12 protein-coding genes are annotated in these 13295 nt (G+C 60.5%); all 12 read right to left on the bottom strand.

Translation table 11 applies throughout. The features are described from left to right. Positions 1 to 122 precede the first annotated feature (122 nt). Positions 123 to 740 (bottom strand): glutathione S-transferase family protein, encoded by a 618-nt coding sequence (locus tag J3U87_RS33095; RefSeq protein WP_237380167.1) that lies wholly within the window; start codon positions 738 to 740, stop codon positions 123 to 125. Then, complete coding sequence (locus tag J3U87_RS33090) at positions 733 to 1164, bottom strand: hypothetical protein (RefSeq protein WP_237380166.1); 432 nt, start codon at positions 1162 to 1164, stop codon at positions 733 to 735. Before J3U87_RS33090 ends, J3U87_RS33095 begins: the two co-directional genes overlap by 8 nt. Before the next feature lie 213 nt (positions 1165 to 1377). Continuing rightward, the gene (locus J3U87_RS33085) at positions 1378 to 2121 is read right to left on the bottom strand and encodes a DUF899 domain-containing protein (protein WP_237380164.1); all 744 of its coding nucleotides are present in this window, start codon (positions 2119 to 2121) and stop codon (positions 1378 to 1380) included. Between the two features lie 277 nt (positions 2122 to 2398). After that, positions 2399 to 2872, bottom strand: coding sequence for an SRPBCC family protein (locus J3U87_RS33080; protein ID WP_237380162.1), 474 nt, complete (start codon positions 2870 to 2872; stop codon positions 2399 to 2401). Continuing rightward, on the bottom strand, positions 2869 to 3177 hold the full coding sequence (locus tag J3U87_RS33075; protein WP_237380160.1) for a metalloregulator ArsR/SmtB family transcription factor: 309 nt from the start codon (positions 3175 to 3177) through the stop codon (positions 2869 to 2871). The genes J3U87_RS33080 and J3U87_RS33075 overlap by 4 nt, the downstream gene beginning before the upstream one ends. 564 nt (positions 3178 to 3741) lie before the next feature. Beyond that, a complete protein-coding gene (locus J3U87_RS33070; RefSeq protein WP_237380158.1) occupies positions 3742 to 4242 on the bottom strand; it encodes a nitrous oxide reductase accessory protein NosL in 501 nt (166 codons plus the stop codon). Further along, on the bottom strand, positions 4239 to 5033 hold the full coding sequence (locus J3U87_RS33065) for an ABC transporter permease (RefSeq protein WP_237380156.1): 795 nt from the start codon (positions 5031 to 5033) through the stop codon (positions 4239 to 4241). Before J3U87_RS33065 ends, J3U87_RS33070 begins: the two co-directional genes overlap by 4 nt. Then, complete coding sequence (locus tag J3U87_RS33060) at positions 5030 to 5947, bottom strand: ABC transporter ATP-binding protein (protein WP_237380154.1); 918 nt, start codon at positions 5945 to 5947, stop codon at positions 5030 to 5032. Before J3U87_RS33060 ends, J3U87_RS33065 begins: the two co-directional genes overlap by 4 nt. Then, positions 5934 to 7178 carry a nitrous oxide reductase family maturation protein NosD gene (gene nosD, locus J3U87_RS33055; RefSeq protein ID WP_237380153.1) on the bottom strand — a complete coding sequence of 415 codons (1245 nt, stop codon included), beginning with the start codon at positions 7176 to 7178 and terminating at the stop codon, positions 5934 to 5936. The genes J3U87_RS33060 and nosD overlap by 14 nt, the downstream gene beginning before the upstream one ends. A 1-nt stretch (position 7179) precedes the next feature. Next, positions 7180 to 9252, bottom strand: coding sequence for a 4Fe-4S binding protein (locus tag J3U87_RS33050; RefSeq protein WP_237380151.1), 2073 nt, complete (start codon positions 9250 to 9252; stop codon positions 7180 to 7182). Between the two features lie 6 nt (positions 9253 to 9258). Then, complete coding sequence (gene nosZ / locus J3U87_RS33045; RefSeq protein ID WP_237380149.1) at positions 9259 to 11157, bottom strand: TAT-dependent nitrous-oxide reductase; 1899 nt, start codon at positions 11155 to 11157, stop codon at positions 9259 to 9261. A gap of 1453 nt (positions 11158 to 12610) precedes the next feature. Beyond that, a complete protein-coding gene (locus J3U87_RS33040; RefSeq protein ID WP_237380147.1) occupies positions 12611 to 12988 on the bottom strand; it encodes a GxxExxY protein in 378 nt (125 codons plus the stop codon). Between the last annotated feature and the right edge of the window lie 307 nt (positions 12989 to 13295).

Genomic DNA, 13295 nt, shown 5'->3' with positions numbered 1-13295 from the left:
CTTGCAAGTCAACCATCGCCAGGTGGTGTCCAAGCCCGTGGCTTCATTTGAGAAGCGCGCCCTCCCGGGGATGTGCCGTGCCCGTTTCCCGGAGGAGGGATCGGGCGCGGCAGCAGTTCCGATCAGTGACCGGCGTAATAGGATACGATGCCCGGATGAGCCTTGATGCGGTCGTTGTGGGCGACCAGTCGGGGCGCGTAGTTGTCGGCCAGATCCTCGGGCACGTAATCCAACCTGCCGGATCTGATGGTGCGGACCCAGACGAAGACCTTCAGGTCGGCGACCGTCAGGCGATCCTCGGCGAAGTATTCGCCCCCGCGAATGACGAGCATCTCCTGAATCCGTTCCAGGTACAGGCGGATGGGACCTTCACACAAGCGTTCCCGCACCGCCCGTTTCTCTGCGTCGTCCTGGGTGCCGAAGGTGGACACCACCTGGGTGGAGATATCCTCGACCGCGTCCATGACCTCGTCGCATCGCGCCGCCGGGAGTGGGTCCTTCGGATAGAGACCGGTCAATTTCCCCACGTAGCGGCAAATGGTGTTGGATTGACTGATGACCTCGCCGTCGATCTCGAGGATCGGGACCGCGTGAAACGGCATCTCTTCGCGCAGGTCGGCCCAGGATGACACGGGGATGCGGCGATCCTCGAACGGAACGCCGCCAAGGGAGAGCGCGAGACGCGGGGCCTCTCCTCGACCTCCGTGGAAATCGAAGTAGGTCAGTTTCAATTCAGGCATGGGTTTCTCCTTCGAGTGGTAATGCATGCTTGGAGGGAGATGCGACGTTCGACCGCACGCCGGGCAGGGCGCCGATGGCGATGCAGGCGACGGCGATGGCGTTCAGTAGCGCGGGGATCGACGTCAGCCAGCCGGCCAGGACCAGCACGGTGCCGGTGGCGATCCAGGTCGCCCGCCAGGGACGCCGTGCACGCAAGGAACCGCGTACGAGGTACAGTGCCGAAACGATCAGGAGCAGACTCAGGCAGATGCGTAGGCCGGTAAGCAGGGTGGCGCTCATGCCGAGCGCCGCCAGGAAGGTGGCGTAGGCGGCCAGGCAGGCCGGGCACTTGGGCAGCAACGCGAAGAGCAGGGCGGATGCGACCGAAATGCGCGAACCCGCTTTCGGTGCGCAGCGCGCACAAGCGTTTCCGTGGCGTGACATCGTGACCCCCTTTGGGGCGCCCTTCCGGAGGCACGGCGATCCCCGCTTCCGGGAAACGTGCTCGGGAAGGGCGGCTCTTGGGGTTCCGTGGTGAGGACATGCGCGCGGCGAGGTCGCGTTGGCCGGCGAAAGGTACCTGAACCCACTCGTGATCATCCAATGGCTGGGATCGCTGGAAACGGGCGCAAACCGTCGTTTCCGAATCCGGGTCGGTCAGTGGCACACCTTGGCGTTCGCGTCGGGTGCATTCGCGTATTTGTCGCGATGGCGTATCCACTCCATGGGGTAGGACAGGCCTGCTTCGTTACGGCCTTGGGGGACCACGTCGAGCAGGCGATAGGCGCCGATGAACGAGTCGAGACCGCGGGCATAGGTTGAATAGGTGTGGTAGATCCGGCCGTCCTCGTCTTTGGCGAACACGCTCAAGCCAGGCAGTTCCGTGTTCGCTTCCGAGGTATTGGGTCGGTAGTTGTATTGGTAGTCACCGGAAGCGACCTTCGCCTCGGTGGCCGTGACCTGATAGTCCCCATTGAAATCGGTGCCGAAGGACGACACCCAGTTCACCTGCCAACCCATGCGCCGTTGGAAGGCCGTCAACTTGGCCATGGGTGCCCGTGAAACCAGGGCCAGGGCGACTCCGCGATCGGCCATGTGCACGGCCGAGGGCGCCACGTGGTCCATCAGGAACGAACAGGATTTACAGCCTTCCTCCCAGTCCGGACCGAACATGAAGTGGTAGACGATGAGTTGGTTTTTCGAGCCGAACAGGTCGTTCAGCGTGACCGGCCCGTTCGGCCCTTCGAAGCGGTAATCCTTGTCGACCGGTTCCCAGGGCAGCTCGCGAACCTGTCGCGTCAGTTGGTCGCGCAGCCGAACGAATTCTTTTTCCTTTGCCAGGAGCTCTTTACGCGCCGTGATCCATGCTTCGTGGCTCACGATCGGGTTTCGGGTGGTCATGTGGCCTCCTTTCTTGTGCCATCCGCAAACAGCGGTTTCTTGAAATGGTTCCTCGGAACCGACAGGTTCTCGATGCAAACGGGTATCAGCAGTCAGGTATCAGCTCATTACCCTGTGAACAATGATCTTGCCGATACCTGACACCTGAGACCCGATCCCGTGCCCATCCAGCCGAACCACTTTGGGCGTGGCATTCCTTTCGTTTCTGGATGGGCGCGTTCTAGCCAACCAATGTGGTGATGTCGGTGTGATGCGTGAAGGGAATCGTGTCGACCGGTCAAGCGACCTGGCCGTTGCCGGAAGGGTTCCTGGGAGTCGGAACCCTGCGAAAGCAGCGCTCTTCGGTGCTGCCGCCCTCGGCGACCAGTTTGAGCAGCGGGAAGGCATGCACGACCCAGCCTTGACCGAAATTTTCGGCGGCTTTTTCGTTGGGGAGATCGTAATGGCGCAAGGTGAGATGGGTGCCGCCGTCCGTTGCCCGCAGGGTGATTTCCACCGTGGACTCGCCGCCGGCCAGGCCTTCGATGCCGCCCCAGGTGAAGACCACCTTGCGATTGGGCACCGTTTCCACGAATTCGCCGGTGACCATCAGGTCTTCGTGGGCGCCGACCCGGAAGCGACCGCCGGGACGACCTTCCATTTCGGTAATGGTGCCGAACCACTGGGACGCCTTGTCCTGTTCGGTCAGGTAGGGGTAGACGGTTTCGGGGCTGGCTTCGATAAAGATCTCTCGCGTGATTTCGGTGCTCATTTCTTCTCTCTTTCCGCTTGTTCGGTCAGTTCTTTCAGTTTGTCCAGACGCGGTGCCCAGAAGCTCTCCAGAAATTTTTGGATGTCCCGAAAGCCTTCGGAGCGAATGCGATAAAAGCGCCGGGTGCCTTCTCGTCGCTCTCGGATCAACTCGTTTTCTTTGAGGACGCGCAGGTGTTGCGAAATGGCCGGTCGCGACATGGAGAAGTGCCCGGCGATTTCGCCGGCGGGCAACTCTCGATCTCGAACCAGTTCCAAAATCGCGAAGCGCGTGGGGTCGCTGATGGCTTGAATCTTCTGTAACATGCCACTTATTTAAGTTTGTTCTTTCGTAAGTGTCAACTTAAATTACAAAAAAGATTACAATCCGTTGAATTGAAACGCCTTGGTGTGACCACTCGAAGTGCCCGCAGACCGAGAGAGGCGAGGTTCATCGGCCCGGGCGATCCTGCCACACCCATCGAAGCGACGTCAGCCTCTACGGATGGCTGGGCCAAGAGGCGAAGTCGAGTGTTCCGCAGAAGGGATGCTCATCGAAGCGGCGGGGCATCGGTGTTCCCGCATCTCTAGAGAGGCGTGGTGCCTGTAGGTGGAGAGGGCCGCTCAGGCCAGCCTGCTCCACCAATCGAAGCGACCTAGCATGGATAAAAAACGATCATCGAGAGATCTAGAGGCTCGACTTATCTGCTTCGCTCTTTTACCGCTCGACCTTGCGAGGCATGGGCTGCTTCGAGGTGTCGGCCGGGCCGGCCAACCTACAGCCGCGCCGACTCTCAAAGCATGCGGGAACTCCTCGCATGGATCACTTCATGCGGGTACTGCGGTCGTGAGTCGCTTCGGGTGGGTGTCCCCAGATAACCGCTTATCCGATTACATTCCCGAAAGCAGGCGGCGGCGCAGCTCCGGCCAGGTGAGCCGTTTTTCGTTCGTGGCATGTCCATCGACCCCACGGTAGACCAGCACCGGCGTGCCCATGATGCCCTGGCGATCCGGTGCGATGATGTAGGCGCCTTCGTCGGCCTTCAGCCAGGGGCGTGGCGCCGTGCCCATCTCGGCGATGGGCGTTTGTGGTTCGAAATATTCGAAGAAAATGTGGGTCACCGAGCCGTGGGGGGACGGCTCCTCCAGGTAAATCACCAAATCGCCGACCGCGCAGAAATGTTTGCGGGTGCCGTCGCGGTGCACCACCTGGCCGCGCGGCGCCGGCTGCTCGCGCACGACCATGCCACAGGCGGCGCATTCGGCGGGACCGATCGCCTCGGCCGAGGCCTCGACGGTGGCCGCCGTGGATTCGGCGACCGTACAGCCCAACAATGTGGCCAGCAGGACGCCGCTCAAAAGCACGGTTGCGATGTGTGAAACGCGAATCATTCGGCCCTCCCTCGAAACAACAACAAGCCACTCGCGATGATCGGCAGCAGGATCCACAGGCCCCAAACCACCCAGGTCAGCAGCGGGACCGGAATCTCGGTGAGGCCCAGACCCTCCATCAATCCGCTGCCGCCGAAATAGGTCATCATGCGCACGCGGAACAGCCCCGCGGGGTTCAACAGCACCAGGTAGGCGATCACCTCGCTCGAGACGGCCCCGTCGGTGACGACCATCAGGCCCAACAAGCCCAGATCGTAGAAGAACACGAACAGGAACCACACCGTGATCGCGAGGCTGGCCGCCGTGATCTGGCGCTTGGCGATCACCGAGAGCAGCATGCCCACCGAAAGGAAGCCGGCGCCCATCATCAACGTATCCAACAACAGGCGGGGCACGATCGACCAGCCGCGCCCCATCGAGAAGAACACGGTGCCGCCCAGGCCGACGACCAGGGCACACGCCAGCACCATGAAGCGACCCGTGAATTTGGCGAAGACCAAACCGCCCGGCCCGATCGGCAGCGACAGCAGCAAACCCAGGGTGTTGCGTTCACGCTCGCCGACGATGGCGTCGTGTCCCAGGGTGAGCGCCACCAAGGGCACGAACAGGGCGGCCAGGGTCACCAGGCTCGGCCCGATCAGCAGGGTCGATTGGGAACTGAGCCCGCTTCCATACAGGGTCACCCCGCAGGCCAGCAGGGCGAACAGGCCGCTGATCACCAGGACCCAGCGATCGCGTATCCGCTCCAACCACTCGTTGAGCATCAAGGCATTGGCTACCCGTAACATCATCCCGCCTTCTTCAATAATGAATCGTAGACCAGGTCCAATCCGGGTTCTTCCACCCGAATGCGTTTCACCGCGGCTGCGTTGCGGTTGCGGATGTCCATCAGGCTCAGCAGGTCGTCCGGCTCGATTTCCACCGAGAGATGATTGTCGCGATGGTCGAGGCAGATGACCTGGCCCCAGTTGTGGACGTCGTCCACGAAGATCGGGGCCTCCTCGCTCGCGGCGTCCAATTGGAATTTGACCCGAATCGGTAACCGGGTCATGAATCGCAATTCCTCGGGCGTGCCCAAGGCGCAGAGCTGGCCCTGCTTCAGCAGGCAGATTCGGGAGACGCGCTGTTCCATGAGCGTCAGGTCGTGGCTAGACAACAACACGAAACGGTCCTTTTCACGCCACTCGCGCAGGATGTCCCAAAGCACGGTCAGCCCTTCCTGGTCCAGGCCGCCCGTGGGTTCGTCGAGAATCAGGAATTCGGGATCGGCCAAAATCGCGATGCCCAATCCGAGCCGTTGGCGCATGCCGCGCGAATAGCCGCGGACCTTGCGGGTGGCGGCCTCCGACAAACCGATTCGATCGAGCACGACCTCGATGCGCTGTTTGGGAACGCCTCGGGCCCGTGCGAAAAAGGCCAACACCTGGCGGCCACTGAGGTTTTCGGCGAAGGCGACCGCTTCCGGCAGGTAGCCCAACCGTTCCTTCCAGGCATTGGTAACCCCGGCCGGTTTGCCGTCCACGACCAGGCGCCCCCGGGCTGGCCGCACCAGGCCCAGCAACACCCGGATCACGGTGGACTTGCCCGCACCGTTGGGGCCGGCGAGCATGGTGATCCCGCCCTTCTCGATGGGGAAACCCACATCGTCGAGGGCCCTCACCGCGCGATAGTCCACGGTCAGGTGGTCCAGTTCAATGGTTTCCATGGTCGGTTTCCTCCAATAGCGGCGCGCGATCGATCAGGGTCGGCACTTGAAAGAGGGGTAACTTCTGCTCCAGGTGGGTCAACAGCTCCAGTGCCGGGCTTCGCAACAACAGGTTCGCTGCCGGATAGCGGTGCACCAAATGGCTGGAAAAGCTGTTGATGCGGTAGGGACGGTCGCCCAGGCCGTCGCCGTCCATGTCCCAACCCAGGTAGTCGTCCCAGTAATTGCCGGCGTCCTCCTCGCCCCAGGCCAGGTCGGCGGTCCCCACGTAGAAGACCTGTTTGGCATTGCCGCGAAACACATTGCCGGTGACCCGATTGCGTAGGCTGCCCGCCCAAATCTTGACACCGACCTGGTTCTCCTCCAACCGGTTTTCGCGAATGGTGTTGTCGGTGCTGGAGTAGAAGAACATGCCCTGTCCGTTCTCCCGCAACAGGTTGTGGCGGATTTGGCAATACTGGGCATCGCGGAACAACAACCCGTCGCGTTGATTGCCGATCGCCTGGTTTTTCTCGACGACCAGGTTGCGGCTCTGCATCAGGGCGAAGCCGATCACGTTGTCGATACTTTGGTTGCGGGTCACGCGGTTGTCGTAGGAGTACATGTAGTGAATGCCGTAGCGCAGTTTTTCGGTGCGGTTGTTCTCGATCAGGCTGTGCTCGGTGGCGGAGACGTAGATACCGTCGCGGCCGCCCACCACCCAGTTCTTGCGAATGATCAGGCCCGTGGCGTCGAAGAGGTGGATGCCGTTGCCGCGATTGGATGGATGGCCCGTGCGACTGCCGAAGATGTGGTTGCCCACGATCTCGGCTCCCTCGGTCTGGTGGATCCAGATACCGAAGGCCGGCGCGTGGATTTCGTTGTGGCGCAAGATCGCTTTGGTGGCCGTGGGCGCCACGTAGATGCCGCAGTCGGGCCCGTCCAGGTCGTTGCCGCCGTCGCGAATGACGAGACCTTCGACGGTGACGTTCGGTGCCTCGATGCGCAGGACGGTGCCGCGACCGGTGCCCTTCACCACGGCACCCGGCTCGCCTTGGAGCACGATGGCGGTGCGGACCACCAGGGGACCGTGCCAATCACCGGCGGGGATCACCACGGTGTCGCCGTCGTTGGCCATGGTCAGGGCGTCGGCCGGAGTCGGCGCATCGGTGCCCACCACGATTCGGGCGGGGCCCGCCAGTGCCGAGCCCCCGAACCAAAGCAGCAAGGCGAGTGGAAAGGTCTGCCACACGTTACACCTCGAAAGCCTGCTGTTGGAGTTTCTCCAGTTTTTCCCGATCCTGGGCGCTCATGCACGGCTTGCCCTGGATCTTGGCGATACCCACGAGGGGCGGGCACACCGCTTCGTCGTGGAAGTTGGCTTCGCATTCCATACAGTTCAGGCACTCGCGCGCATCGATGGTGCCGTTCGGTCGAATCGCCCTGGGTTCGCATCCCTTGGTGCAGATCTTACAACTGCTGCAGAAGCTCCGTCGTCGCGGGGGAGAGGTCCGAAACGAACTCAAGATAGCCAAGCCCCCGCCCAGCGGGCACAGGTAACGGCAAAACGGACGGAACATGAACAGGGCCGCGACCAGTAGGACCAACCACCAGATCAGGTAGCCGGCCTGACGCTGCCAGGGAATGACGAAGAAGGTCGTCTTGAAGGGTTCCACCTCGGCCGCGCGTTCGCCGGCCTCGGGCGAGTAGAGGAAGATGGCGATCAGCACCAGCAGAATGCCATAGCGCAAGTAGCGCAGCTTGTGGTGCACCGCGTCCGAGAATTCGAAGGGTTTGACACCCAGTTTTTGGCCCAGTTTGAACAGCAGTTCGTTGAGGGCGCCATAGGGGCAGACCCAACCGCAGAAGAGGCCGCGACCCCAGATCAGGGACGCCACCAGGATCCAGACCCAGGACAGGAACAGCAACGGTTCACTGAGAAACAGGCCCCATTCCCAATCCCCGGCGAGACTGCCGACGAAGGTCAGGATTTGCGTGACCGAGGGTTGGGCGTGAATCGCCAGACCCAGTCCGAAGAAGGCGATCACCAGGAACAGGGCGTGGATTCGTTCCAGGCGCCGCATGGAGGCGGTCAGCCAGGGGCGACGCAGAAACAGCCACGTCAGGGCCGCGAGGTACAGGCTCAGGAACGCGATGCCCTCCGCCTTGTTCTTCCAGGCCTGAACCCAGATGCCCCATTCGAACGGCCGATCTTCCACTTGGTAGATCGAATCGGGCAGCCGAAAGGCGCCCTTGAACTCGACGAAGTCGCGGCTGAATCCGCCCTTGCCGTCGTATTGGCTGCCAAGGTACACCAACTCGAAGGCTTCTCCCGGGTCCAGCTTACCGTCGCGTGTGATGAACACGGCGCCTTCCTTGAAGGTCGGAGCGTCCGGCGCCGCCACGTGGGAGAGGTTGAAATAGTCGCGGTCGCGAAAGAACATCGAGCTCAGGCCCTGTTGCAGGCGAACCCGGTCGAACAGGCCGCCGCGCACGAAGCCGGATCCCTTGAACGAGCTGGTTCCCCGGCCCAGCACCACCAACAGGTGCTCGTCCGGGGCCAGCTTCTTCATCAGGTAGCGGTAGTCGCCTTCGGCCATCAGCGCCTTGCCCACCTGGGGCGCATCGGCGATGGTGAACCACAGGTCCATGAAGGGTTCCGCCGCCGGGGGCGCCCCCATGTCGGCTTGCGAGACGGTCAGTCTGCCGAACACACCGGCGCGCTCCATGTCGCGCCAGGTAAGCACTCGGTCTTCGGACACGAAGGTGCCGGGCAGGCGGGTTCGGCCCTCGATGATGCCCACGGCCGCGCCAAGAGCCCGTGCCGAATCGAGAATGGTTCGGTTCTGGGCCAGCGCGGTCACCGTGGCTCCCGAAATGCCGTCGACCTGGGCTGCCTCCGGGTCACCGGTCCGGCCCACCACGACCTTGGTCGTGGCGTGTTTGCCGCGGTAGAAGTCCGTGAATTGGTGGAGTTCCTCCTCGGGGATCCCCACCAACAGGATCGGTTCGTTGTGACGCACGATTCGCGCGCCGGTGATGATGCCGTTCGGATCCAGGCCGACCAGGGTTTCCAGGGGTTTGCCCGAGTAACCCTTCAGGTCGGTGACATCCGTCGACAGGATCACCCAGCCCACCGGCTCTCCCGAGGCATCCAGGCCACGGCAGTAGCGGGTGCCGGTAATCGGCTCGAACGTCGCCGCCGCAGGTAGGACGGCGCGACATTGATCGGGAAAGGCCATGGGGCCGACGGGGTCCGGCACATCGGCGGGTGTGCCGAAACCCAGCGTCACGGCCCACATGGCCGCGAGGACGAATCCGGTCATCGGGTCTTATCCTTCCACCAGCATGCGGCCGCGCATCTCGAGGTGCAGGGCGTGGCAGAACCATGGGCAGTAGTACCAGTAGACACCGGCCTTGTCGGCGGTGAAGGTGTAGCTTTGCGTGTCTTGGGGATTCACGATGAAGTTCACGTCGTGGTTGCTCATGCAGAACCCGTGGGACAAATCCTCCACGTTGTCCAGGTTGGTCAGGATGACCTGGACCCTGTCGCCCTTCTTGACCGTGAACTTTTTCAGGAAGAAGGCAGGCGCGACCGAGGTCATGTACACGCGCACGAAATTCTTGCCCTTGCGGATCATCTTGTTGGTGGTCAGCAGGTCGACACCGTCTTCCTTGGCCCATGCTTCGTATATCGCGAAGCGCGCGTCCTTGCGGTCCTGGACCTTCAGCGGGTGGATCAGATCCTTGCGGACGACCACGCAATCGTGGGGTTCGGAGTAGGTGGGGCCGTCGTGCACGAGGTGCATGCGTTCGCCCGAGATGTCCACCAACTGGTCGTTTTCCGGGTGCAGCATGCCCACGTTGAGGAATCGGTCCTTGGAGAACTTGCACAGTGCGATCAGCCACTTGCCGTCGGCTTCCTTGGTTTCGCTCATGCTGGCGTTGGTATGGCCGACCTGGTAGTGGACGTCCAGTTTCTGGACGATGGGATTGACCGAGGCGTCACTGTACTGGGCGATCGCCTTTTGGATGTTCCATTTCGTGATGACCGAGTCGATGAAGATCGACGTGTAGGCATTGCCTCTGTCGTCGAAGCAGGTGTGCAGGGGGCCCAGGCCCACTTCGGGTTCGGCCACGACGCAGTCGCGTGGTTGGATCTTGCCGGCGAAGGCATCGGCCAGCTTGTTGATATCCACCACCGTGACGGTCGGGGACAGTTTGCCCGAGGCCACGGCGTAGTTGCCGGTGGGATCGATGTTGACGCCGTGGGGGCTCTTGGGCACCGGGACGCGCAGCACGTAGGCCGAGTTCTCGCCGCGGGCGTCGACCACCGGCACGTCCGAATCACCGACCTTGATGGTGTTGCCGGCTTGAACCGCCTTCTCGATTTCCGGGATGTTGAACACGTAGAGACGGTCCCGATCGGCGGCCATCATGCCTTCCAGGGTATCGGCACCCTCGGAGTTGTAACAGGTGGCGAAAGAGTAGAGGCCCTTGTAATCGGTGGCGGCCAGGTCCATGTTGCCTTCGACCATGACCTGCCACTTGACCTCCATGGTTTCGCCGTCGATGGCGGTGTGCATGGCCGCGTAGTTCGCGGGCGTGTCCAGATCGCGGCCGTCGTTGACCTGGGGCGTGCGGAACTCGCTGTTGCACATGACGTAGCCGGTTTTGTGGCGTTGCGGGAAGATGCCGTGGGTGCCCTGGGAGTTGGGGATGTCGACGATCTTGTCCACTTCCATGGTGGCGATGCGGACGCGGGCCAGGCGGGCGCCCGCCTTGTCGTTCACGTAGACGTAGCGGCCGTCGTAGGTGCCGTTCTCGTAGGACAGGTGGACGTGGTGCGTGTCGCCCGACATTCTGTTCCCCAGCAGGTCCTTCGAGAAATCGGTGCCGCCCCAGCCGGTCGCCGAGTCTCGGTTGAATACCGGGATCCGTTTCAATTCACGCATGGAGGGGACCCCGAGGATGCGGATCTCCCCGGATTGACCGCCGCTCCAAAAGCCGTAGTAATCGTCAAGTTGGCCGGGCTTCACTTCGTGTTTGTTGTGGGTGGCCGGGGCGGGTGCCGGCGGGGTGAAGCCTTCATGTGGGGTGCCTTGCTGGTTGGTGGAGCAAGCGCCCAGCGCGGCCGCGCCAATCATGGCGGCGGATCCCTTCAGGAAGGTGCGCCGCCCCTGGTCGGCGAGTTCATCGGTTTGATCTTTCTGGTGGTGACGTTCTGCCATGACGGTCTCCTCTCGAAATAGGAAAGTGCCCGCATAGCCTAGAAAGAAAAGGGAGCCGGGGTGCATGACCGGGGTCATATAGACCTGGCATCCGCGAAGTTCCACCAACGGGGTCCACGGAAATCACGCGATGGTTGGGGAGGGTGGGAGAGCACTGTCCACTAAAAACACGAAAAAACACGAAAACCAACTGAACGGTGATCACGGACTTGGGTGCTTATTCCGGAGCAGGGTTAAAAAAACTACTTGTAGGCAAAACCCTCTACCGGAGCCCGTGCCTTTGCAGGAGCGTGGCAAAGATTCGGTGTCGAGGTGGCAATATCAGGCGACATAATTTTTTATGCCTATGGGCAGCTCGTGCGCTTGCGCCCATCCCGGATCTCGGTCCAAAAAATGCCCTCTGAATCACCGGGTTCTCGGCTGGGATGCGTGTTTAATCTAACTAGTTTTAAATAAACAGTTTGTTGGAGCCTGTCCCCCAGGATCCCCTTGAGACCTGTCCCCCAGGACCCCAGGACCCCCCAGGACCCCCCCGAAGCCTGTGTCTGTACCTGTGCCTGTGCAGGAGTGTAGAAAAGACTCGGTGTCGAGGGGGCAATATCAGGCGACATTATTTTTTTATGCCTATGGGCAGCTCGTGCGCTTGCGCCCATCCCGGATCTCGGTCCAAAAAATGCCCTCTGAATCGCTGGAATTCTGGGTTTGGGGTGCATGTTTTATCTAACTAACTTTAAATAATCAGCTTGTTGAAGCCTGTTCCCTGGGATCCCCCCGGAGCCCGTGCCTTTGCAGGAGCGTGGAAAAGATTCGGTGTCGAGGTGGCAATATCAGGCGAAATAATTTTTATGCCTTTGGGCAGCTCATGCGCTTGTGCCCATCCCGGATCTCGGTCCAAAAAATGTCCTCTGAATCGCTGGAATTCTGAGTTTGGGGTGCGTGTTTTATCTAACTAGCTTTAAATAATCAGCTTGTTGAAGCCTGTCCCCCAGGACTGCCCCAAGACTACCAGGACTGTCCCCCCAGGAATGTCCTCCCGGGAATGTCTCAGGACTGAAACCGGGCTCATCCCCGGTTTGGCGTACATGTTCAATCTAACTAGTTTTAAATAAGTAGTTTGTTGGAGCCTGTCCCCCAGGACCCCCCCGTTGGAGCCCGTCCCCCAGGACCCTCCCCAGGACCTCCGGAGTAGGACTGAAACCGGGCTCATCCAATCAGGCTGCTTCGATAGCTGCAATGTTCTGTTCTGGATGGGTAACCAGTTCCCATCCGAAACAGGGTTTTGAAACCGTTTCCCGGGATTGGTCAGGTATTCCATGCTGACCGGTACGATCAGTCAGTTGTCAGGATTTAATTAATTTGCTGGTGATAAATATCTTAATGGGAGTCGCTGCTGTGGCCATACAGGTGATTTGACTTGGCGGTTGCGACCAATCCGTTTCTGGGTGGGAATGAACTAGAAGACCAGCCGTTCGACGGTGGCCTTTGGGTAACACCCGAAATTGACCAGCAAACCGAGTCCGAGGCCGGTCGCTCTCAGGTAGTTCAGCACCTGGGCTCGATGCTCACCGGTGATTTCTCCCAATGCCTTGAGCTCGACCACGATGGTGTCGTAGCAAATCAGATCGGGTCTGTAGGTTTGTCGAAGAGGCAACCCCTTGTAGGACAAAGCCAAGGCCGGCTGTGACTGGAAGGGAATGCCGCGTCTGCTCAGCTCCCGTTCCAGGCATTCCTGATACACGGCCTCCAGGAAGCCATAGCCCATCTCGCGATAGACCTCGAAAATCGCTCCCTGGATGGCGAAACACGCATCTTTAAAGCGCAATCCACTCATAAAAATGTCTTTCTAGGAAAAATAACCAAAAAATAATCTTGAGATCGAAATTGTTCAATTGATAAATAACCAAACTATAAAATTTCCCTGAAGAACGCTCGCAACCAAAAGCTGCCAACGCTCAAAGACAAAGAGCTTTTAAGCCCTGTCACTCAACCGAGCCATGTTTGGCCAAGGAATTCTCTTTGCAGAAGGGTTTTCGTGCTTTTTCGTGTTTTTAGTGGACAAAAAGGGACGTCACCTGGGAGAAATCAACAAAGCTGGGTTGGTGGATGGTTTTGTTGGTCTTGTGCTATATTTGTAAAAA

Source organism: Sulfidibacter corallicola, assembly GCF_017498545.1.
Taxonomy (GTDB): Bacteria; Acidobacteriota; Holophagae; order Acanthopleuribacterales; family Acanthopleuribacteraceae; genus Sulfidibacter; species Sulfidibacter corallicola.
This window is presented reverse-complemented; position numbering and strand designations above follow the sequence as displayed.